Below are 19943 nucleotides of genomic sequence, written 5' to 3' on the forward strand. Positions count from 1 at the left end.
CGGGGTTCAGCCGCCGGGGAAGCCGCGTTTGGCGAAGAAGTCGATGAAGGCGCGCAGCCGCGGCGGCGGATAGGGCGAACCGGGCCATAGCAGATAAAGGACGCCGCTGCGCTCGGCCCAGGCTTCCGGCAGCGCCCGCAGCCGTCCGTCCGCCAGTTGGCGGCGCACGGTGAAGTCCGGCAGGCAGGCGATGCCGGCGCCTTGCTCCGCCAGCTGGATCAGCGCGTCGCCGGTATTGGCGCAGGCATGGACCGGCAGCGCCGGCGCGTCTTCATCCTGGCCGGCCAGCGGCCACGGCGCCAGTTTGCCGCTGCGCGGATAGCGGTAATGCAGGCAGCGGTGCTTCGTCAGATCCATCGGCGACGCCGGCTCGCCGCAGCGGGCGAAGTAGGCCGGCGCGGCCACCAGCCGCATGCGATAAGCGCCCAGCCGCCGCGCGCTTAAGCGCGAGTCTCCCGGTTCGCCGCCGCGAATCACCACATCGAAGCCTTCGCCTATCACGTCCACCAGACGGTCGCTGTAGTCCAGATCCAGTTCGATCTCCGGATAGTCTTGCATGAAAGCGGCCAGCAGCGGGGCCAGCACGCCGCATTCGTGCGGCAGGCCCACCTTCAGCCGGCCGCGCGGCGCGGCCTGCTCTTGTTGCAACTCGCGCTCCGCCGTTTCCACTTCGTCCAGAATGCGCAGGCAACGTTGCAGGTATTGCTCGCCGGCCGGGGTCAAGGTCAGCCGCCGGGTGCTGCGTTGAACCAGACGCGCGCCCAAGCGCGCCTCCAGCCTCGCCAGGCCTTTGCCGGCGGCGGAGGCGGAAATGCCCAATTGCCGTCCGGCGGCCACCAGGCTGCCTTGCTGGGCGATATGGGCGAACAGCTCGATGCCGCTCATTTTTTCCATGGCTTGCCTCGAAATTACGGAATCCAGTTCCGTTATGTATGGAATTGAAGACTATTTTTCCGTATCGCCAAGGAATCTAGCATAAGCCCTCGTTCATGTGCGATACGGGAGAAGCGGGATGACAGGCAATAGCGGCGAGTCGGCAATGCCGGCGACGGTGTATCTGTTGGGCTTATGCATTTTTGCGATGGCGACGTCGGAGTTCATGGTGGCGGGGATGATGCCGTCGTTGGCGGCGGCCCTGGGCGTCGGCTTGCCGGCGGTGGGCAATCTGGTATCGGCCTTCGCCGCCAGCGTGGTCCTGGGCGGGCCGGCGCTGACTTGGCTGCTGCGTTCGGCGCGGCGCAAGCACAGCTTGATCGGTCTGTTGCTGTTGTTCCTGGCCGGGCAGGCTTTGGGCGCGCTGGCCGGCGATTACGGGCAGATGCTGTGGTCGCGGCTGATCTGCGGCGTGGCGCAATCGGCTTTCTTCGGCGTGGCCCTGGCCTTGGCGGCGGAACTGGTGGGCGAACACCGGGTGGCGCGCGCCGCCGCGCTGGTGCTCAACGGCCTGATGCTGGCTTCGGTGGCCGGCCTGCCGCTGGCGGCCTGGGTGGATCAGAGCTGGGGCTGGCGTGTGAGTTTTTGGCTGGTGGCGGGCATGGTGGCGTTGGCCGCGGCGGGCATCGCCGCGCTGACGCCGTCCGGCGTCCGTCCGCAGACCTTGAGTCTGGGCGAGGAGGGCCGCCGGCTGGCGCGACCCAGCCTATGGGCGGCTTATCTGAGCAGCGGCCTGATCATAGGCGCGGTGTTCGCCGCCTTCACTTATCTGGCGCCCTTGTTCACCCGGGTCAGCGGCTTCGCCGCTTCGGCGCTGCCCTGGCTGTTCGCCGCTTACGGGCTGGCGACGGTGCTCGGCAATCTGTTCAGCGGCCGCCTGGCGGACAGCCACACCCGCACCGTGCTGCGCGGCGGTCTGCTGGTCTTGCTGGCTGCCCTGGTGGCGTTGGCCTTGCTGGCGCAATGGCAGGCGGCGACGGCGGCGTGCGTGCTGCTATTGGGCCTGGCCGGCCTGCCGATGAATCCGGCGATGGTGGCGCGGGTGGTGCGCGCCGGCGGCAGCGGGCCTATGGTGAACAGCCTGCACATGTCGGTGGTCAATCTGGGTCTGATGCTGGGTTCCTGGGGCGGGGGCGTCTTGTTGGACGCCGGCTGGAGCCTGCGCGCGCCGGTATGGCTGGGCGCGGCGTTGGCCGCGCTGGCCTTGCTCAGCCTGTGGCTGGACCGCGCCGGTCACAGCTGGCAGGTCACCGGCAGTTCGGCCGGCTTGCCCAGGTAGAAGCCCTGGTAGAGCTCGACCCCCAGTTCCTGCATCGCCTGGTGTTGCTCGCGGGTTTCTATGCCTTCCACCGCCATGCGGCAGCCTATCTGCCAGCCCAGCTCCAGCAGCACCGGCAGCCGGTGGCGTTCGCCGGACATATAGTCCAGCAGCAGGCTGCGGTCTATCTTGATCAGGTCCGGGCACAGCGACTTGACCTTGCCGTGGCGAGCGGCCACCGCGCCGAAATCGTCCACAGACAGGCCGAAGCCGGCCTCGGCGGTCAGGCGCAGGCTGTTGATCAGCGGTTGGCCGTGGTGTTCCACCTCGTATTCCGGCAGTTCGAAAATCACGCCGCCGCTGTCCAGTTCCAGCGAGTCCAGCAGGCCTTGCAGCAGGGGAAGGTGATTGCGACCGTGGTTGTCCACCACCGCGGTCTGGGCCAGCAGGTTCAGGCACAGGCAGCCGGATTGGCCGCTTTGCGCGAAATTGCGGATGTGGATCAGCCGCGCCAGCTGATCGGCCTCCAGCGCCAGCTCCGGCGGCAGGCCGGACAAAAAAGAGTCGGGGGACGGCGTCTGGCCGTCCTGCGTCCGCACGCGCAGCAGCGCCTCGTAGCCGAACACGCCGCCGCTGCGGTAGAACAAGGGCTGGAACACGCTGCTGAGCTGACAGCCGCCCAGACGCGCGCAATACCGGCCGTCCGCGTCGCGGTACAGCTGTCGCTCGGGATGAGGGCCTAGGGGTGGAGCCATGGTGGTTTAGTCGCGCGGGATGGACTTTCAGCATAGCAAGCATTGCGCCGGGCTACCGGCCGGCTGCTGCCTCTGCTGGAGCGCTATCCCTTGCCGCTGCACGCGGTGTTTCCCGAGCGTAAGCACGTGCCGGCCAAGGCGCGGCCTTCCTGGAGTTCATCGACCGGAAGCTGGGCGGCGAGCCGCCGCCGACAGATTTCCCGGCCGCCGCCGACTAAGAGTCTGTTCAAAGTTTCGCGAGCGAGAGCGGGACAGGGCGAACGCCGCTGAGAAAGCGGAATGCGTCAGTAGCGCATTGGCGCTTCAGCGGGCTTTGAACAGCTTCTAAGCTTTGGTAGTACGGGCCCGATGAGGAGAGGCGCGATGAAGGCGTGGGCAGGCGGGATATGGGCGGCGTGGGCGCTGGCGTCCCTGGCCGCGGACGTGGCGGGCTGGGCCAGCTATCAGCGCGGCGATTTCGCCGCCGCGCGCCGGCAGTTCGAGCAAGCGGCCCAGGCGGGCGACCGGGTGGCGGCTTTCGACCTGGCGATGATGCATTGGCGCGGCGAAGGCGGCGCGCCGGACCGGGCGCAGGGCGAGCGCTGGCTGCGCCGCGCTGCCGACGCGGGTCTGCCGCAGGCGCAGCACGCCTTGGGCGCGCTGTATGAAAGCGGCCAGCAAGTGGCCAAGTCGCAGACCGAGGCGACGCGCTGGTTCCAGTTGGCCGCGCGGCAGGATTATCTGCCGGCGGAGCTGGATCTGGGCACCCAGTACTTCTTGGGCCGCGGCGCGGCCAAGGACTACCGGCTGGCCGCGTACTGGTACGAAAAAGCCGCGCAGCAGGGCGATATGGGCGCGCAATATCTGATCGCCAGCATGTACGAGCACGGCGACGGCGTGGAGCGGGATCTGCCGGCGGCGATACGCTGGTACGCCAAGGCGGCGGCTCAGGGCGACGTCGGCGCCAGACTCAAGGCGCTGGATCTGGCCAAGAGGGCCAAATAGGCCTCGAAATCCAGGCCGGGCTTTCAGGCGCGGGCCGGCCCGCGGCGCATCGCCGCCAGGCACTGGCAGGCGGCCTGCCAGTCCTGAACCCCGCGCAGGCCACGCACGATGATGCCGGCCAGGGTGTCGTTGCAGGCGTCCGGGCCAAACTGCATCAGCATCTCATGCAGGGCGAAATGCAGGGAGGCGTTGTGTTGCAGCAACAAACCCACTTGTTCGTGGACGAAGCCGTCCACCGTGGCTTGGCCGTCGCGGTCCACATGCACATGGTGACGGGGGCAGAAGCCGGAACGGATCAGCGCCTGATCGGCGCGCACGTCGTCGAGAAAGGCCTGCGCGCTGTGGTGCAGAAAGCCGCAAGCCATGATCAGGCTGGCGACGGAGTAAGGCTTGGTGGTGGTGGCGTCGGCGACGAGGGCGTTGTCCGGCAGGGTGGCAAGCATTAATGTTCTCCTGTTATCTTTGTAAACCGCGCTCAATGGCATAAATCGTCGGTTTTATTATTTTTTCCGCGTTTTTGTATCATTCATGCGAATGTATTGGCAAGCCCGTCGAAAGGACGGTTGCCAGCCGCGGCTGCCAGGGTTTTTCTTGGGACGATGGCCATTTAGAATGAACTCTTTCTTTTCCGTTTGTTCCCATCCGCATGCATATTGTTTACCTGCACGGCTTCAACTCCGGTCCGCAATCGCTGAAGGCGAACGAAACCGCCGCTTATCTGCAACAGAACGCTTTCGATGCGACCCTGCATTGTCCGCAGCTGTCGCCGCATCCGGCCGAGGCGATTGAGCAGGCGTCCGCCCTGGTGGCCTCCTTGCCGGCCGACACCCTGTTGATCGGCAGCTCCCTCGGCGGGTATTACGCCACGTTTCTGGCCGAGCGTCATCAACGCCCGGCGGTGCTGATCAACCCGGCGGTGCGGCCTTACGACGACCTGGCGCGCTTCATCGGCGAGCAAACCAATCCCTATACCGGCGTGGTCTATACCCTGAGCGACGCCGACATGCGGGCCTTGCTGGCGCAGCGCGTGGCGCAGCCGTCCGCGCGCCGTTACTGGCTGCTGTTGGGCAGCCGCGACGAGGTGCTGGACTGGCGCGAAGCGGCCGCGCTGTATCTGGACTGCCGTCAGACGGTGTTCAACGGCGACGACCACAGGCTTGAAGCCTGGCCGCGCATCTTGCCGGAGGCGCTGGCCTGGGGGCGCGGGCAATTATTGGCCTGAGCATCGAAACAGTCTGTTCTGCGACAGTGGCTTGTCCGGGGGAAGGCGCTGCCGCACACTGGATTTTTTGCGCCGAGGAGGCCGCCATGACTCAAGCCATCGTTTTCTCCCATACCGGCGGGCCGGAAGTACTGGGCTTGCAGAGCCAGACGCTGGCCGCGCCGGGACCGGGCCAGGTGCGGGTGCGTCACACCGCCATCGGCGTCAACTTCATCGACACCTATCAGCGCAGCGGCCTGTATCCGCTGCCGCTGCCGTCCGGCCTGGGCCAGGAAGCGGCGGGGGTGGTGGAGGCGCTGGGGCCGGAGGTGTCTGGCCTGGCGGTGGGCGACCGCGTCGCATACGCCGGCGGCCCGCTGGGCGCTTACAGCAGCGAACGGCTGTTGCCGGCGGCGGTGCTGGTGAAGATTCCCGACGGCATCAGCGACGAATCCGCCGCCTGCATGATGTTGCAGGGCATGACCGTGGAGTATCTGGTGCAGCGCAGCTACCCGGTGCGGCCGGGGCAGACCGTGCTGTGGCACGCCGCCGCCGGCGGCGTCGGCCAGATCGCGGTGCAGTGGCTGACGGCGCTGGGCGCGACGGTGATCGGCACCGTCGGCTCCGACGCCAAGGCCGACATCGTGCGCGGTTTGGGCTGCCAGCATGTGATCAATTACAGCCGCGAAGACGTGGTGGCCAGGGTGAGCGAGATCACCGGCGGCCAGGGCGTGCCGGTGGTTTACGATTCGGTGGGCAAGGACACTTTCCAGATCTCGCTGGCCAGCCTGAGCCCGCGCGGCATGCTGGTCAGCTTCGGCAACGCCTCCGGCGCGGTGCCGCCGTTCGCGCCGCTGGAATTGACCAGCCGCGGCTCTCTGTTCTTCACCCGGCCCAAGCTGGCCGATTACATCGCCAGCCGCGCGGAGCTGGAGGCTTCGGCCCAGGCGCTGTTCGAACGGGTGGCGGACGGCAGGATCAAGGTGGCGCCTTCGCATCGCTATCCTCTGGCCGAGGCGGCGCAGGCGCACCGCGATCTGGAAGGACGCAAGACCAGCGGCTCCATCATCTTGCTGCCTTGAGCCGGCGACGCGGCGCTTATTCTTGATGCCAGGGTTGGCGCTGGTGTCGTTCCAGCCAGGCCAGCGCCTGGCCGCCGGCGTCCACATGGCTCAGATAGCCGGCCAGGCTGACGCCGGGCGGACAGCTCAAGTCCGTGGCGCGCCAGCTTTGCAGCCGGTCCACGCGGAAGCTGCGGTAGTCCAGGCGCAGTCCGCACCAGGCGGCCAGCAGCCAGCGGTCGCCCCAGAAGAACAGCGCCAGCGGCATCAAGGCGCGCTGGCTGCCGCGGCCGCTTTCGTCGCGGTAGTCCACCCATAGCGGCTGGCGGGAGACGATGGCGTCGCGCAGCGGCGCCAAGCGCTCGCGCGGGTAATTGCCCGACGTCGGCGCGTATAGCGGTTCCGGCGGCAGGCCGGACGAGCCCAGCACCGCGTGGATGCGGCCCAGCGCCGATTGCGCCGCCGCCGCGGTGTCGCGGTCGGCCCAGGCGGCCAGCATGCGGGCGCCCACTTCCAGCGCCGCCAGTTCGCGCGCGGAAAACGCCACCGCCGGCGGCGTGAAGCCGGCTTCCAGCCAATACCCCTCGCCGGCCTCGCCGTTGACCGGCGCGCCGCTGGCCATCAGGTCCGCCATATCGCGGTAGACGGTGCGCGGCGTCACCTCCAGCCATTCGGCCAATTGCCGGGCGGTGGTGCGGCGGCGGCCGCGCAGCAGCAAGAGGATTTGGACCAGTCGGTCGGCTCGGCGCATTCAGTCGGATTCCCGCAGCATGGATGGCGGCAGTGTCGCCCGCATTGCGCGCGCGATCAACAGGAAATCGGCGCGGCCGATTTCCAGGTGGCCAAAGCGGAAAGCGTAGCCCCAGCGCGCCGGATCCGCGATAAAGGCCAATTGACCGAGCAGCGGACGGATGTCGGCGTCCTCCGCCGGCCAGAAGGCGATGTCGCGCCGGTAGGGTTCGAAATCGGCGCTGACCCGGAAGGGATAGACCCGCGCGTCCGCCGCCAGGCCGACGGCGGTGAAGCGCTGGCAGGGCTCGCGCCCCTCCAGGCTCAACACCGGCGAGTAATAGATCAGGCCGTCGCCGGCCGCCATCCGCCTGAGCGGCGCGGCCTTGCCGTGGCAGAGCTGGGCGAAGCCGCCGGCCAGGCCGCGCCGAACATGGTCGCGGCTGGCCACGCCTATCCAGTAGCGCCGGCTCATGCGGCGCTGTGCAGGCCGATCAGATTGCCGTCCGGATCGGAAAACAGCGCGATCTGGCCCCAGTTCTCCGGCAGCGCGGTCTTGGGCTGCACCACGATGCCGCCGGCGCTCTTGATCCGTTCCAGCGTGGCGTCGAGATCGGCACCGCCGTCCAGATAGACGCGCACGCCGTCGACATGGGGGCGGGCTTGCGGGCAGCTGAGCAGCGCGCCGCCGCAACTGTCGCCGGTTTGGGGAAACAGGGCCATGCGATTATTGTCGAAGCTCTCTTCTTGCAGCTCCACCCGCAGCGCCTGTTGATAGAAGGCGACGGCGCGCTCGAATTGGAGCACGGGAATTTCAAACCAGTGTAGAACGGGGGACATGGCACACTCCTTGAACAGGTTTTATCGAGATCCGGCCGGGGACATCCCGGCGCCGCTTCCGGGCGGGACGGAGGCGGCGTTGCGGCCTGGAGGACAGTGTGCGGCCCCCCTGCTGACAGCGTACTGTCAGCAGGAATCCGCCGTCGTCAATTTTCCTGCTTGGGCCGGCGCCACGTGTGCTTCGCCGCGCAGCAATCGCCTGGTAGGACACGACCCGGTGACGCGGATGTGGCAAACTGCCTGACTGTTTCCCGGCGCGACGGGAGCGCTGTTTTTTCAATCGACCGCAGGAGGAATAAGAAGTGGAAACCTTACTGCAGTTTCTGGGCTTCAACGGGTCTGGTCTGCTGCAAACCTTGCTCAGCCTGTTGACGGCTTTCATCCTGGGCTCGGCCATTGGCTATGAGCGGCAGTTCCGTCAGCGTACCGCCGGCTTGCGAACCAATACCCTGGTGGCGGTGGGCGCGGCGGCCTTCGTCGACATGGCCTTGCAGCTGGACGGCACCGGCGGCGCGGCGCGGGTGGCGTCCTACGTGGTGTCCGGCGTCGGTTTTCTGGGCGCCGGCACCATCATGAAGGAAGGCCTGAACGTGCGCGGCTTGAACACCGCCGCCACCTTGTGGGGCTCGGCCGCGGTCGGCGCCAGCGCCGGCGCCGGTCAGATTCCGCAGGCCTTTCTGATCACGCTGTTCGTCTTGGCCAGCAACACCTTGCTGCGTCCGGTGGTGAACTCCATCAACCGCAAGCCGATCGACGACGAAACCAGCGAAGTCACTTACCAGCTGTGCGTGATTTCCAGCCGTTCCGGCCAGAAGCACGCGATGGCCTTGCTCAGCGATCTGCTGGAGGAGTCCAAATACCCGGTGGGGATCTGGACGTGGAGCCCTTCGGCGACGACGAGGTGGAGATGACCGCCACCTTGCTGTCCACCTCGGTGGAGTGGGAGGAGCTGGAGGAGATCGCCGCCAAGCTGGTGGCCCAGCCTTTCATCAGCCAGGCTTATTGGAACCCCAGCACCTCGGAGTGAGGACGGCGGGGAAAAGACCGCGCCCTGGGCCGCTAGCCGGTCCAGGGCGTTTTTTATGGGGCGGGAGAGCGGTTCAAAGTCTTGCGAGCCAGGGCGAGACAAGGCGAAAACCGCTGAGGAAGCGAAACGCACGCGTAGCGCGCGGGCGTTTACGAAGCGGTGCTCGCCGCGCCTCGTATCACGAAGCGCAGCGTATGTTGAGCCGCTTCTTAACCTTCCGCCAGCGCCGCCATCACCTTGGCCGACAGCGCCTGCGGCTGCGCGGTGACGCGCAGCAGATGGCGCACCGCCGGATGCGGCGGCCGGTGGACGGCGATGCCGTCGGACAGCAGTTGGCGGTGAATGGCCTCGCTGCTGGCGGCGTCGCGATAGGCGATGCAGACGAAGTTGGTGTGCGAGGGCATCACCACCAGATCGCGCGCGCGCAAGGCGTCGGACAGCTTGTCGCGCAGATGGATGGTGGCGGCGATCAGCTGGCGCGAGTAGTCCGGATCGTCCAACACGATTTGAGCCGCCAGCTGGGCGAAGCTGGACAGCGCGAATTGAGGCCGTATCTGGTCCGCCTTGGCGACGATGTGCTGCGGGCCGACGGCGTAGCCCACCCGCAGGCCGGCCAGCGCATAGGCTTTGGACAAGGTGCGCAGCCGCAGCGTGTTGGGCAGCGCGCCTTGCGGCGGCGCATCCTGCGCGTCCACGCAGAAATCGACGTAGGCCTCGTCCAGAATCAACAGCGTGGACGAGGGCAGCATTTCGCGCAGCGCCAGGATATCGTCCGCGCCCCAGTAATGGCCGCTGGGATTGTCCGGGTTGGCGAGATAGAGCACGGCGGCGCGTTCGGCGCGCGCCACCTCCGCCAGCCGCGGCAGATCGGCTTGCAGCCGGTCGCCTTGCTGCTGGTAGGGCACTTCCAGGATGCGCGCGCCCACGCCTTCGGCGAAATAGCGGAAAGTGGGATAGGTGCCGGCGGTGCACACCACCGCGTCGCCGACATTACAGGCCAGGCGCAGCGCCAGCAGGATCAGGCTGTCGGCGCCGGTGTCGAACAGCACCTGGCTCGGGTCCACGCGGTTGTGGGCGGCGGCGCGCTGGCGCAGCCCGTGCGCGTAGGGGTCCGGGTAGAGCCGGGCCAGCTCCGTCATCATCTCGCCGAATTCCGCCGTCAGCGGCGAGGCCGGCTTGGCCATGCTTTCATTGGAGCCGATGCGCGCGCCGATGCGGTGACCCAAGGCCGCTTCCAGCTTGGCGATGCCGGGAAAGGGGTTGACGATGGTGTGATGTTCCAGATGACGGGCGAAGTGGGACATCGGCGGCTCCTTTATCTGCAGATACAGCCTTTGAGTGTAAAGGATATGACTGAAGCGCAGGAAACCGCGTGGGAATATCAATATGTCTTCGGCATTTCGCGGCCGCCGCGCCGGGCCCAAAGCGCGGCGGGAACCGTCAGCGGACGGCGGGAGCGGCGGGTTCGGCCGCGGCGCGCGGGGCGGAGGCGTCGGCCTTGGCCGCGGGTTTGACGGCCGGCGCGGCGGCGGCCGGCTTGGCGGCGGGGGCGGGCAGATACAAGGGGCCTTTGAAGCCGCAGGCGGCCAGGAACAGGGTCAGGCTTGCACAAGCCAGCAAGGTGCGCATACGAATGAGTTCCAATGTGGCAAAATCTGGATACTAGCAAAGCTGCGGCGCGTCGTGTGATTCCGATGCGCCCGGCGATCAAGGCCTGAGCCGCGCCAAGACGGCGTCCAGGCCGTCATTCAACGGGAAAGCGCAATGAACGAAACCGAATTTCTGCGGCACACCGACGCCATCTTCGCACGCATCGAAGCCGCCATCGACGACAATGACCTGGACGCCGACTACCTGGTGTCCGGCAATGTGCTGGACATCGAGTTCAGCGACGGCGCCAAGATCATCGTCAACCGCCACACCGCCAATCAGGAGCTGTGGATCGCGGCCAAGAGCGGCGGCTACCACTTCGCCTTCCGCGACGGCCGCTGGATCGCCGCGCGCGACGGTTCGGAGTTCTTCTCCACGCTCAGCGCCGCCATCGCCGCCGCCTGCGGCGAAACCATCGGGTTTGATGAATGAGTCATTTGGTTTGGCTGGGCCTGGGCGGGCTGGCGGTGTCGGCCTTCACCTCGTCCACCATCCTGCCCGGCAATTCCGAACTGGCGCTGTCCGCCTTTCTGTACAAATGGCCGGAGTGGCTGTGGCCGGCCTTGCTGGTGGCCACGGTGGCCAATACCGCCGGCAGCGTCACCAGTCTGTGGCTGGGGCGGCTGGCGCCGCGCAAGGAGCTGCCGCCGCGGCTGGCCGGCTGGTTTCAGCGTTTCGGCCCGGCGGTGCTGGCCCTGTCCTGGCTGCCGGTGATCGGCGACGCCATCCCCTTGGCCGCCGGCTGGCTGCGCCTGCCCTGGTGGTCCAGCATTCTGTGGCTGACCCTGGGCAAGGCGGCGCGCTATCTGGCCTTGGCCTGGGGGTGCTGCTGTTGTCGAGTTGAGCCGATAACAATCAGGGCAAATAAAAAAGGACATGCGCGAGCATGTCCTTTTTCGTATGGAGTCCTCGGGGTCAGCAGCCCTGTTTCAGCGCCAGCTCCAGGCTCTTGTTGTAATGCTGAGCCGCCAGCTCTTCCTTGCCGGTGGCTTCGAACAGCCGCGCCAGCTCGGCGTGGGCGCACAGCGTCGGCGAGATCGAGGCGCTGGCTTCCAGATAGCTCTGCGCCTTGCCCCACAGCTGCTGGCACAGGGCCAGACGGCCCAAGGCCATCAGCAGCCAGTGGTCGCGCGGCCGCTTCTTCAGCCAGTTTTCCGCGGTTTTCAGCAGTTCCAGGCGCTTGTCCTCGCTCAGGTGCTCGGCCAGCTTGCCCAGTTCGCGAGACAGCTCCGGGGTGTCGTGGTCGTCGTTGGCCAGCGCGCCGGCCAGCAAGGTGGCGGCGTAGTCGTAGTCCTGCAGCACGATCAGCCGCGCCACCACCTGGTCCATCAGCTGCGGGTTGCTGCGTTCGGCTTCCGGAATGCGGCGCAGCCAGTCGCGGATTTCCTGACCGCCCAGCAGCGTCACCAGCTGTTGCTGGTAGGCGGCCAAGCGGTAGCGCCGCGCCTGTTCCGGCTCCAGCGCGTCGGCCTTGAGCAGTTTCTCGGTCAGCGCCAGCACCGCCTCCGGCTGCTTCTGCAACAGACGGACCTTCAATTCCAGCCGCAAGGCGTTGGTCAGATTGGGCGACAGCGCGCGCGCGCGTTCGATGGCGGCCAAGGCGCCCAGCGGGTCCTTGGCTTCCAGCTTCAGTTCCGCGTCCAGCATATGGCGCGCCAGCTGCAGCCGCGGCGGCATGGCGTCCAGTTGCGCCAGATAGCCGTCCCGCTTGTCCAGATCGCCGGCGGCGCCGGCGGAACGGGCGGCGATCAAGAGCGCCAGCGCCTTGTTTTCCGGCGAGTATTCGTCGTCCAGCGATTTGCTGGCCTCGCGCTCGGCTTTCTGGAAACGGCCTTCAAAGTAGGAAATGCCGGCTTCGCGCAGCGCGTGGCGGGAGGCTTTCAGCTTTTTCTGGCGCTGGAAGCGGCGCACTTCCGCCGGCAGATTGGCGGCCACCGCCACCATGCGCAGCACCAGGTGCACCACGAAGATCAGCGCCACCACCGACACGATCAGCAGGTTGAAGGACACTTCCATCCGGTAAGGCGGCAGGAACAGGATGGCGTAGCCGGTGTTCAGGGTGGCGGCCAGGCCGACCAGCACCGCGAGGGCAAACAGCCCGGTAATCCACAAGGCGAATTTCACGGTTTATTCTCCTGCCGCGCCTTGGGCGTCGCGCACCGATTTGAGGCTGGCGTTCATGTCCGGCAGCGCCACGTCCAGCGGCGCGCCTTCCAGTTCGCCCAGCGTGCCCAGCCATTGGGTGACGGCCGGAGCGTCGCGGTCGAAGTAACGCTGCACATAGCTGCGCGCGGCCACGATGTCGGCGGCGAAGGTCTTGCCGTCGCGCTGGATCAGCGCCAGGCGCGCGTCCAGCAGGCGCATTTTCAGGTTTTCCCGCAGGAAGAAGGCTTGCTCCGGCGACAGCAGCAGCGCTTCGGGCTTGTCCATGCGGCGGATATGGATCAGCTCGCCCAGGCTCTTGCTGACGTCGGCCACCAAGCGTTCCCACAGCGGCGCGCTGGCCGGCGTCGCGGCCTTGGCCTGCGGTTTCTGGCTGGCCAGGCGGTGGGCGTCCACCGCCAGCGGCAGGCTGTCGGCGGACAGCATCAGCCGGTCCAGCTTGACGGTGAGGCCGACGCTGTCCAGATAGGGCAGGGCCTTGAGTTTTTCCAGGTCGGTGGCCACCGCCTTTTTCACGCCGATCAGCTGCGGGCGGTCGAACTTGGCCAGGCGCGCGTCCACCATTTCCAGCGCGGACACGGCGGCCGGCACATTGCCGGCCAGCTGCAATTGCTGGCTGGCGATGGCCAGGGTGTGCTCGACTTCGGACAGCAGCCAGTCGGTGCGGTTCTTGGTCAGTTCCTGGTACATGCCGTTCAGCGTCGCGTATTGGCCGGCGGATTCGTTGACGCGGGCCTCCATCAGCGCCAGCCGGCCTTCGGTGGCGCGGTTGGCGCTGATCGCCTGCTCGGTCATCGCGCGCAGCTCCTTGGCGGATCCGCTGCCTTCGGCCAGCCGGCGCGCCAGTTCCTGGCGGGCGGCGGTCAGTTCCTGCTGGGTGCTGAAGTACTGCCAGCCGGACACGCCCAGCGCGGCGATGGCGATCAGCAAGGCCGGACTCAGCGATTTCTTGGACTCGGGTTTGGCGGTTTCGGTGATCTGGGATTCGCTCATGGGTGACGACAGAACCATTTTTTAAGGCCGGCGACCAGCGCGCTGTCTTCGGCCCGGGTTGTCATGATGCGCGTCGCGCCTTGCGCGGCGAGCCGGTCGGCCACGCGCGGATGCGGCACGCAATATAGCAGGCATTGTAACGTCCTGATTCGACTGGGGCCAGCGAGACGGAACAATTGCTCTACGATTTCGCCGGAAGTGACGATTACCGCGTCCGGCGGCGCGAGGTCGAAGGCCGCCCAGTCCGGCGCGCCGTCCAGCCGGCGGTAGATTTCGGCGAACTCCACCGCCGCGCCGCGCGCGGCCAGGCTTTGCGCCAGCAGCGGCCGGCCGCCGACGCCGCGCACGATCAGCACGCGCTGTCCGCGCATATCGGCCAGTTCGGGCAGGGCCAGCAAGGCTTCGCTGTCGCTGCCCTCGGCGGGGTGCAGCGCCGTCCGGCCGCTGAGCGCGGCCAGCTTGGCGGCGCTGGCGCGGCCGACGCAGACCAGCCGCTTGGCGGCGAGGTCCAGCGTTCGCAGCGCCGGCCAGGCCTGATCTATGGCGCTGGGGCTGACGAAGACCAGGCAGTCCGCCGCCGCCGCTTGTCGCGGCAGCGCCGCCAGCGCGTCCGGCTGCGGAGCGATCTCCATCAGCGGCAGATGGCCGGCGTCGAAGCCGGCGGCGGCGAGCAGGCGCAGCAACTCGGCGCTTTGCGCCAGCGGGCGGGCGACCAGGACGCGCGGCATCGCCGTCTCAGCGCGGGTCGGCCAGCACCGCCTCGATCAGCGGGCCGGCGCCGTCGTCCAGCAGCTTCTTAGCCACGGCGCGGCCCAGCGCGTCGGCGTAATCGGCCGGGGCGCTGGCGCTGGCGGTCAGCATCACCGAGCCGTCCGGGCTGGCGACGAAGCCGCCCAGCGTCAGCGTGTCTTCGCTGAGGGTGGCGAAGGCGCCCAGCGGCACCTGGCAGCTGCCGCCCAGCTCGCGCGCCAGCGCGCGCTCGGCGCTGACACAGGCGTGGGTGGCGGCGTGGTTCAGCGGCGCGAGCAGCTGCATCAGGTCGGCGCGGTCGGCGCGGATTTCGATGCCCAGCGCGCCTTGGCCGGCGGCCGGCAGGCTTTCCGACGGCGGCAGCTCCTTGCGGATGCGCTCGGACAGGCCCAGGCGCTTGAGGCCGGCGGCGGCCAGGATGATGGCGTCGTACTCGCCGTCGTCCAACTTGCGCAGCCGGGTTTGCACATTGCCGCGCAGCGGCTTGACCACCAGCCGCGGATAGCGGGCGCGGATCTGCGATTCGCGGCGCAGGCTGGAGGTGCCCACCACCGCGCCGTCCGGCAGCTCCGACAAGTCCGCGCAGCGGGCGGACACCAGCGCGTCGCGCGGGTCTTCGCGCTCGCAGATGGCGGCCAGCGCGAAGCCTTCCGGCAGCACCATCGGCACGTCCTTGATCGAATGCACGGCCAGGTCGGCGCGGCCTTCGGCCAGCGCCACTTCCAGCTCTTTGACGAACAGGCCTTTGCCGCCGATCTTGGACAGGGTCTTGTCCAGAATCTGGTCGCCCTGGGTGGTCATGCCCAGAATGTCCACGCTGAGGTGGGGGTAGAGCGCTTGCAGCCGGGCCTGGATATGTTCGGCCTGCCACATGGCCAGCCGGCTCTCGCGGCTGGCGATGACGATTTTGTCCATGAAAACCGGTTTCCGATTGGGCTATGTGCTTGGATGGCGGGCATTCTAGCACGCCGGCCCGACGCGCAGCGCCGCGGCATCGTCCAGGCGGGGGCGTAAAGCTTGATGTTGCGCAATGCGCAGTCAGGTCAATATCTAACGGCTTAAATGACAGTAGTGTTGCCACTACAGCGGCAAGCCTGCTTATGATGTTTTGCATGCGAAACGAATCGTCTGAAGTCAGCGACCGCGCTGACTTGAGCCGATTCAAAACTAGGAGCGGCCACGGCCGCTCGTCATCATCAAGGAATACCGAATGAGCGATTTAGACAAGGACTTGCCGCTGCGCGCCGATCTGGCGCGCCTGGACCGCGCGCTGGCCGAGGTGTTGAGCGAACAGGCCGGACCCGAGGTCTACGCCGAGGTGCGCGCCATCGCCGGCCGCAGCGCCGAGGAACGCAGCCAGCCCTTGGCGGCGGAGTTGAGCCCGGCGGCGGCGATGGCGCTGGTGCGCGCCTGCGGCCTGTACGCCCAGCTGTTCAATATCGCCGAGGACCTGCACCATGTGCGCCGCCGCCGCGCCCACCGCCAGGCCGGTTCCGCGCCGCAGCAGGGCAGCCTGTCGCGCGCGCTGGGCAAGCTGAAGGCGGACGGCGTCAGCATCGCCATGCTGGCCGACACCCTGCGCGACGCCTATGTCGGCGCCATCCTCACCGCCCACCCCACCGAGGTGCAGCGCCAGAGCGTGCTGGACGGCCACCGCGCGGTGCGCCGTTTCCTGGGCAAGCTGGCGGCGGCGGACCTGACGCCGGAAGAAGAAGAGGAACTGGAGGCCAAACTCAAGCGCGTGATCGTCGCGCTGTGGCAGACCTCGGAAATCCGTCACTTCAAGCTGGCGGTCAAGGACGAGATCGAAAACGGCGTCGCCTACCACCCGCTGACCTTCTTTCAGGCCTTGCCGGCGCTGTATCAGCGCCTGGACCGGCAGATCGAGGCCACCTGGGGCCAGACGACGCCGCTGCCGTCCTTCATCCGCGTCGGCAGCTGGATAGGCGGCGATCGCGACGGCAACCCCAATGTCGACGCCGTGGTGCTGCGCCACGCGGTGACGCGCCAGGCGCAAGTGGCCTTCGAACATTATCTGTACGAGCTGGCGGCCTTGTACCGCGAGCTGTCGCTGTCGCAGCGCCTGGTCGGCGTCAGCCCGGCCTTGGTGGGTTTGGCGGCGTTGACGCCGGACCAGGAGGAGAGCCGCCGCGAGGAGCCGTACCGGCGCGCGCTGGCGGCGATGGAGGCGCGGGTGCTGGCCACCGGCCTGCGGCTGGGCGTGAGCCTGAGCGGCCGCTGGCCGGCGGGCCGGCCCTATGCGGACCAGGCTGAATTCCAGGCCGATCTCGCGGTGCTGGACGCCTCGCTGCGCGAACACGGCAGCGCGACGCTGGCCGACGGCCGGCTGGCGGAACTGATCCGCGCGGTGGACGTGTTCGGCTTCTTCCTGATGCCGCTGGACCTGCGCCAGTTCGCCGGCAGCCACGAGGCGGTGGTGGGCGAGCTGTTCGCCCGCGCCGGGCTGGAGGAGTTCGCGGCGCTGGACGAGGCGGCGCGGACCCGGGTGCTGCTGCGCGAGCTGGCCACGCCGCGGCTGCTGTATTCGCCCTATCTGGACTACAGCGCCGAAGCGGAGAAGGAACTGGCCATCTTCCGCGAGGCGGCCTTGATCCAACGTCAGTTCGGCGTGGACGCCATCGGTCAGAGCATTATTTCCAATTGCGCCCAGGTCAGCGACATCCTGGCGCTGGCGCTGCTGCTGAAGGAGGCCGGCATGATCCGGCTGGTGGACGGGCAGCCGCGCGCCAGCGTCAACCTGGTGCCCCTGTTCGAAACCATCGCCGATCTGGACCGCAGCGCTCAGGTGATGACGGCGCTGTTCGCGCTGCCGTGGTACCAGCAACTGCTGGACAGCCGCGGCCGCATGCAGGAAGTGATGCTGGGCTATTCCGACAGCAATAAGGACGGCGGTTATCTGACCAGCCAATGGCAGCTCTACCAGGCGGAAAAGCGGCTGGTGCGCTGTTTCGCCGACGGCCGGGTCAAGCTGCGGCTGTTCCACGGCCGCGGCGGCTCGGTGGGCCGCGGCGGCGGTCCGTCGTTCGAAGCCATCATGGCGCAGCCGGCCGGCAGCGTGGCCGGCCGCATCCGCATCACCGAGCAGGGCGAGGTGATCGCGTCCAAGTATTCGGACCCGGCCATCGGCGGCCGCAACCTGGAAGCCCTGGTGGCGGCGACGCTGGAAGCCAGCCTCAGCGGCTGCGCCAGCTGCGAGACCGACGAGACGGTGTTCGACGAGCTGTCGGACGCCGCCTACCGCGCCTATCGCGAGCTGGTGGAAGCGCCGGGCTTCATGCAGTACTTCCTGGAGGCGACGCCGATCAACGCCATCGCCAAGCTCAATATCGGCAGCCGGCCGGCCTCTCGCAAGAGCCTGGCTTCGATCAAGGACCTGCGCGCCATTCCCTGGGTGTTCTCCTGGTCGCAATCGCGGGTGATGCTGCCCGGCTGGTTCGGCGTCGGCTCGGCGGTGCGCGCCTTCATCGAGCGCCACGGCGAAGCCGGTCGCGCGCGCCTGCAAAGCCTGTATCGCAGTTCGCCGTTCTTCCAGGTGGTGTTGTCCAATATGGAGCAGGTGCTGGCCAAGGCGGATCTGGGCATCGCCCGCCGCTTCGCCGGCCTGGTGGAGGACCGCGCGCTGGCCGAGGCGCTGTTCGGCCGCATCCAGGCCGAGTGGCAGGCCACGCTGGACGCTTTCTACGCCGTCACCGGCCAAAGCGCGCTGTTGGAGAAGAACCCGACGCTGCACCGCAGCCTGGAAACGCGCTTGCCGTATCTGGACGCGCTGGGCCTGTTGCAGGCCGAGTTGCTGAGCCGGCTGCGCCGTCAGCCGGACGACGCCGAGGCCTTGTACGCGATCCATCTGACCATCAACGGCACTTCGGCCGGCTTGCGCAACAGCGGTTGAGGCCAGGCGCGGCGGCGGCACAGGCCCGTCGCCGCGCTATGTAGGCCGGTTTTGCTGCTGGAGCTTGTTTTTGATCATTTCAGATCGGGCTAATGGCCTAAATGATGATTTGGGGCCGGTTCCGCCCTGACCGAGCGAAGCGTCGCGAGGGAGTCAAACGGAAAGGGAGATTTGCGCGAGCCAACCGCCCCATCGCTGAGCGAATCAAAGATTCTCAGTGATGGGGCGCTAAGGTCGCGGTGCTCGAACAAGCCGCGGCTTAAAACGAGCGAAGCGAAGTTGCTGCGTAGCTAAAACCTCGGGCCCGCCACCCGACGGCAGGTTTGAAGGGTGCCGGGGCGCGTCGAATACGAAGTCTCCTACGTATCTACACAGCATCTCAAGGTACTCATAAAAGATCGTGAACAGGCTCTAGGCCAAGTCAAGGCGCGGGGATGTCCAACACTTGCCAGCCCTCCTTGCGCGCCTGCAGGAAGTTCATCACCGAATCCACGGTCACGGTCTGGATGCGGTCGGCGTAGCGCATTTCGTTGGGGTGGTCGTCGAAGGCGACATTGGCCTTGAACATGCGGCCGCCCAGCCGCGTCAGCGGCCCCAGCTTGAGTTCCGACGGCGCGTAGCCGTTGAGCTTCAGCCACATTTGCGCCTGTTCGCGGTTGGCGATGCGCGCTTCCTGGCTGGCCGAGGCCGCCAGCGTTTCCAGCACCCAGGTGTTGGAGTTTTCGTAGCGGGTGGCGAAGGGATAGGCCAGCAGGCTGTATTGCGGGGTGTGCAGTTCGCGCAGCCGCGGCGGCGTCTGCAACCGTTCGCGCAGGCGGGCGGCCAGCGCCGGCGGCGGCAGCAGCGCCACCGATTCGAAGGAATACATATCGTCGAGGAAGAAATTGCCCAGGCCCTCGTACCACAGGTCGGAGCTGGCGCTGCCGCAGTCGTTGAGCAGGTGGGCGACGCGCCAGCGGCCTTCCGGCTGGCGGTAGGCGATGCCGACATGGGTGTAGCGCAGCTTGAAGCGCGACAGGTCCTGGCCGACGCGGCCGATCACCGCGACGTCGCCGCCGCTGGCGTCCAGCTTTTGCCGCAGCTGTTCGGCGGCGGCCATCGCCTTGCCGAAGGTGGCCGGGGTGATGGTTTGTTCCTCGCAGCTGCGGCCGGCCTGGGCGGTGTGCGGCAGCAGCAGGCAGAGCGCCAGGCCAAGGCCGGCGAGGCGGGCGGGCAGAGCGTCAGGACGGGACACGGTTGTGCTCCAGCAGGGCCTCGCCCAGCTTGTTGGGGATGAAGGCCAGCACTTTGCCGGAGGTGACCAGCATGGTGCCGCTAGCCACCGCGGTGACTTGCACCGAGGCGCCGACCGCGGCGCCGGTGGCTTTCAGCGCCTTGCCGGACAACTCCACCACCAGCTTGGCGCCGCCTTGCGCCGCATCCAGCGACATCTTGACGGTGTCGCCGGCGCCCTGGGCCAGGCCGGTGATCACATAGGCGCTGCCGGTCACCGCCAGCACCGGGGCCAGCAGCGATTCGCCCTTGCCCTGGGCGCTGCCGGCCACGCTGATCGCCGGCGCGGCGACGATGGACAGGGTGCCGACGGAGATTTTCTCGGAGGCGGTGTCGGTCTGGGACAGGCCGGCCCAGGCGGGCAGCGCGGACAGCAGCAGGCTGGACAGCAGGATGGCTTTGAGCATGGATAATCCG

The 19943-nt window shown here is 67.6% G+C and carries 22 protein-coding genes and 1 pseudogene; 9 read left to right on the plus strand and 14 right to left on the minus strand.

The genetic code is table 11. The features are described 5' to 3' along the window. Window positions 1-6 precede the first annotated feature (6 nt). Window positions 7-894, minus strand: coding sequence for a LysR family transcriptional regulator (locus HQN78_RS19725; protein ID WP_227105717.1), 888 nt, complete (start codon window positions 892-894; stop codon window positions 7-9). Between the two features lie 118 nt (window positions 895-1012). Between HQN78_RS19725 and HQN78_RS19730 the strand changes: the two genes are divergently transcribed. Next, window positions 1013-2212 (plus strand): MFS transporter, encoded by a 1200-nt coding sequence (locus HQN78_RS19730; RefSeq protein ID WP_235085731.1) that lies wholly within the window; start codon window positions 1013-1015, stop codon window positions 2210-2212. On the opposite strand, the gene HQN78_RS19735 is transcribed toward HQN78_RS19730, so the two are convergent. After that, the gene (locus tag HQN78_RS19735; protein ID WP_107801210.1) at window positions 2167-2946 is read right to left on the minus strand and encodes an EAL domain-containing protein; all 780 of its coding nucleotides are present in this window, start codon (window positions 2944-2946) and stop codon (window positions 2167-2169) included. The two genes, HQN78_RS19730 and HQN78_RS19735, sit on opposite strands and share 46 nt — an antisense overlap. A 363-nt stretch (window positions 2947-3309) precedes the next feature. Here HQN78_RS19735 and HQN78_RS19740 point away from each other — a divergent pair, with 363 nt between their 5' ends. Beyond that, entirely contained in the window at window positions 3310-3930 is a 621-nt protein-coding gene (locus HQN78_RS19740) for a tetratricopeptide repeat protein (RefSeq protein ID WP_107801209.1), read from the plus strand. Window positions 3931-3953: 23 nt separating this feature from the next. Here HQN78_RS19740 and HQN78_RS19745 read toward each other — a convergent pair whose 3' ends face one another. Then, window positions 3954-4373 (minus strand): hypothetical protein, encoded by a 420-nt coding sequence (locus tag HQN78_RS19745; protein ID WP_043589344.1) that lies wholly within the window; start codon window positions 4371-4373, stop codon window positions 3954-3956. 203 nt (window positions 4374-4576) lie between these two features. On the opposite strand from HQN78_RS19745, the gene HQN78_RS19750 reads away from it, so the two are divergent. Next, window positions 4577-5152 (plus strand): YqiA/YcfP family alpha/beta fold hydrolase, encoded by a 576-nt coding sequence (locus HQN78_RS19750; protein ID WP_107801208.1) that lies wholly within the window; start codon window positions 4577-4579, stop codon window positions 5150-5152. Window positions 5153-5238: 86 nt separating this feature from the next. Continuing rightward, a complete protein-coding gene (locus HQN78_RS19755; RefSeq protein ID WP_107801207.1) occupies window positions 5239-6213 on the plus strand; it encodes a quinone oxidoreductase in 975 nt (324 codons plus the stop codon). A gap of 16 nt (window positions 6214-6229) precedes the next feature. On the opposite strand, the gene HQN78_RS19760 is transcribed toward HQN78_RS19755, so the two are convergent. From HQN78_RS19760 to HQN78_RS19770, 3 genes are read right to left on the minus strand one after another with little or no spacing between them, the layout of a single operon-like run. After that, a complete protein-coding gene (locus HQN78_RS19760; RefSeq protein WP_235085734.1) occupies window positions 6230-6943 on the minus strand; it encodes a YafY family protein in 714 nt (237 codons plus the stop codon). After that, on the minus strand, window positions 6944-7396 hold the full coding sequence (locus HQN78_RS19765) for an EVE domain-containing protein (RefSeq protein ID WP_107801205.1): 453 nt from the start codon (window positions 7394-7396) through the stop codon (window positions 6944-6946). It abuts the gene before it with no gap. Next, window positions 7393-7761 (minus strand): VOC family protein, encoded by a 369-nt coding sequence (locus HQN78_RS19770; protein WP_107801204.1) that lies wholly within the window; start codon window positions 7759-7761, stop codon window positions 7393-7395. The genes HQN78_RS19765 and HQN78_RS19770 overlap by 4 nt, the downstream gene beginning before the upstream one ends. Window positions 7762-8063: 302 nt before the next feature. On the opposite strand from HQN78_RS19770, the gene HQN78_RS19775 reads away from it, so the two are divergent. Then, window positions 8064-8672, plus strand: coding sequence for an MgtC/SapB family protein (locus HQN78_RS19775; protein WP_235085736.1), 609 nt, complete (start codon window positions 8064-8066; stop codon window positions 8670-8672). Continuing rightward, complete coding sequence (locus HQN78_RS19780; protein WP_235085738.1) at window positions 8639-8788, plus strand: hypothetical protein; 150 nt, start codon at window positions 8639-8641, stop codon at window positions 8786-8788. The genes HQN78_RS19775 and HQN78_RS19780 overlap by 34 nt, the downstream gene beginning before the upstream one ends. Before the next feature lie 209 nt (window positions 8789-8997). Here HQN78_RS19780 and HQN78_RS19785 read toward each other — a convergent pair whose 3' ends face one another. Both HQN78_RS19785 and HQN78_RS19790 read right to left on the minus strand, forming a co-directional pair. Further along, the gene (locus HQN78_RS19785) at window positions 8998-10092 is read right to left on the minus strand and encodes a histidinol-phosphate transaminase (protein ID WP_107801203.1); all 1095 of its coding nucleotides are present in this window, start codon (window positions 10090-10092) and stop codon (window positions 8998-9000) included. Window positions 10093-10228: 136 nt separating this feature from the next. Then, window positions 10229-10417: a lipoprotein gene (locus HQN78_RS19790; protein WP_107801202.1), complete on the minus strand. Its 189-nt coding sequence runs from the start codon at window positions 10415-10417 to the stop codon at window positions 10229-10231. A gap of 135 nt (window positions 10418-10552) precedes the next feature. On the opposite strand from HQN78_RS19790, the gene cyaY reads away from it, so the two are divergent. Beyond that, complete coding sequence (cyaY, locus tag HQN78_RS19795; RefSeq protein ID WP_107801201.1) at window positions 10553-10870, plus strand: iron donor protein CyaY; 318 nt, start codon at window positions 10553-10555, stop codon at window positions 10868-10870. After that, a pseudogene (locus HQN78_RS19800) lies at window positions 10867-11262 on the plus strand (YqaA family protein); the annotation flags it as partial. The gene cyaY and the pseudogene HQN78_RS19800, both read left to right, overlap by 4 nt. Window positions 11263-11353: 91 nt before the next feature. On the opposite strand, the gene HQN78_RS19805 reads toward HQN78_RS19800, so the two are convergent. From HQN78_RS19805 to hemC, 4 genes are read right to left on the minus strand one after another with little or no spacing between them, the layout of a single operon-like run. Next, on the minus strand, window positions 11354-12562 hold the full coding sequence (locus HQN78_RS19805) for a heme biosynthesis protein HemY (protein ID WP_048412739.1): 1209 nt from the start codon (window positions 12560-12562) through the stop codon (window positions 11354-11356). Between the two features lie 3 nt (window positions 12563-12565). Beyond that, window positions 12566-13594 carry a uroporphyrinogen-III C-methyltransferase gene (locus HQN78_RS19810; RefSeq protein WP_107801199.1) on the minus strand — a complete coding sequence of 343 codons (1029 nt, stop codon included), beginning with the start codon at window positions 13592-13594 and terminating at the stop codon, window positions 12566-12568. Beyond that, window positions 13591-14322: a uroporphyrinogen-III synthase gene (locus HQN78_RS19815; RefSeq protein ID WP_227105715.1), complete on the minus strand. Its 732-nt coding sequence runs from the start codon at window positions 14320-14322 to the stop codon at window positions 13591-13593. Before HQN78_RS19815 ends, HQN78_RS19810 begins: the two co-directional genes overlap by 4 nt. A gap of 7 nt (window positions 14323-14329) precedes the next feature. Then, complete coding sequence (gene hemC, locus HQN78_RS19820; protein ID WP_235085740.1) at window positions 14330-15259, minus strand: hydroxymethylbilane synthase; 930 nt, start codon at window positions 15257-15259, stop codon at window positions 14330-14332. 295 nt (window positions 15260-15554) lie between these two features. Between hemC and ppc the strand changes: the two genes are divergently transcribed. After that, window positions 15555-18254 (plus strand): phosphoenolpyruvate carboxylase, encoded by a 2700-nt coding sequence (ppc, locus tag HQN78_RS19825; RefSeq protein WP_227105713.1) that lies wholly within the window; start codon window positions 15555-15557, stop codon window positions 18252-18254. Between the two features lie 421 nt (window positions 18255-18675). Here ppc and HQN78_RS19830 read toward each other — a convergent pair whose 3' ends face one another. Then, window positions 18676-19488 carry a DUF2145 domain-containing protein gene (locus HQN78_RS19830; protein ID WP_235085742.1) on the minus strand — a complete coding sequence of 271 codons (813 nt, stop codon included), beginning with the start codon at window positions 19486-19488 and terminating at the stop codon, window positions 18676-18678. Then, a complete protein-coding gene (locus HQN78_RS19835) occupies window positions 19475-19933 on the minus strand; it encodes a hypothetical protein (RefSeq protein ID WP_235085744.1) in 459 nt (152 codons plus the stop codon). Before HQN78_RS19835 ends, HQN78_RS19830 begins: the two co-directional genes overlap by 14 nt. Window positions 19934-19943: the final 10 nt, after the last annotated feature.

Source organism: Chromobacterium sp. Beijing (assembly GCF_021496765.1).
Lineage (GTDB): Bacteria > Pseudomonadota > Gammaproteobacteria > Burkholderiales > Chromobacteriaceae > Chromobacterium.

Excerpts from the sequence above, each read along its gene's own strand:
- HQN78_RS19725 (WP_227105717.1), bottom strand. The coding sequence starts at position 894 with ATGGAAAAAATGAGCGGCATCGAGCTGTTCGCCCATATCGCCCAGCAA.
- HQN78_RS19730 (WP_235085731.1), top strand. The coding sequence starts at position 1,013 with ATGACAGGCAATAGCGGCGAGTCGGCAATGCCGGCGACGGTGTATCTG.
- HQN78_RS19735 (WP_107801210.1), bottom strand. The coding sequence starts at position 2,946 with ATGGCTCCACCCCTAGGCCCTCATCCCGAGCGACAGCTGTACCGCGAC.
- HQN78_RS19740 (WP_107801209.1), top strand. The coding sequence starts at position 3,310 with ATGAAGGCGTGGGCAGGCGGGATATGGGCGGCGTGGGCGCTGGCGTCC.
- HQN78_RS19745 (WP_043589344.1), bottom strand. The coding sequence starts at position 4,373 with ATGCTTGCCACCCTGCCGGACAACGCCCTCGTCGCCGACGCCACCACC.
- HQN78_RS19750 (WP_107801208.1), top strand. The coding sequence starts at position 4,577 with ATGCATATTGTTTACCTGCACGGCTTCAACTCCGGTCCGCAATCGCTG.
- HQN78_RS19755 (WP_107801207.1), top strand. The coding sequence starts at position 5,239 with ATGACTCAAGCCATCGTTTTCTCCCATACCGGCGGGCCGGAAGTACTG.
- HQN78_RS19760 (WP_235085734.1), bottom strand. The coding sequence starts at position 6,943 with ATGCGCCGAGCCGACCGACTGGTCCAAATCCTCTTGCTGCTGCGCGGC.
- HQN78_RS19765 (WP_107801205.1), bottom strand. The coding sequence starts at position 7,396 with ATGAGCCGGCGCTACTGGATAGGCGTGGCCAGCCGCGACCATGTTCGG.
- HQN78_RS19770 (WP_107801204.1), bottom strand. The coding sequence starts at position 7,761 with ATGTCCCCCGTTCTACACTGGTTTGAAATTCCCGTGCTCCAATTCGAG.
- HQN78_RS19785 (WP_107801203.1), bottom strand. The coding sequence starts at position 10,092 with ATGTCCCACTTCGCCCGTCATCTGGAACATCACACCATCGTCAACCCC.
- HQN78_RS19790 (WP_107801202.1), bottom strand. The coding sequence starts at position 10,417 with ATGCGCACCTTGCTGGCTTGTGCAAGCCTGACCCTGTTCCTGGCCGCC.
- cyaY (WP_107801201.1), top strand. The coding sequence starts at position 10,553 with ATGAACGAAACCGAATTTCTGCGGCACACCGACGCCATCTTCGCACGC.
- HQN78_RS19810 (WP_107801199.1), bottom strand. The coding sequence starts at position 13,594 with ATGAGCGAATCCCAGATCACCGAAACCGCCAAACCCGAGTCCAAGAAA.
- HQN78_RS19815 (WP_227105715.1), bottom strand. The coding sequence starts at position 14,322 with ATGCCGCGCGTCCTGGTCGCCCGCCCGCTGGCGCAAAGCGCCGAGTTG.
- hemC (WP_235085740.1), bottom strand. The coding sequence starts at position 15,259 with ATGGACAAAATCGTCATCGCCAGCCGCGAGAGCCGGCTGGCCATGTGG.
- ppc (WP_227105713.1), top strand. The coding sequence starts at position 15,555 with ATGAGCGATTTAGACAAGGACTTGCCGCTGCGCGCCGATCTGGCGCGC.
- HQN78_RS19835 (WP_235085744.1), bottom strand. The coding sequence starts at position 19,933 with ATGCTCAAAGCCATCCTGCTGTCCAGCCTGCTGCTGTCCGCGCTGCCC.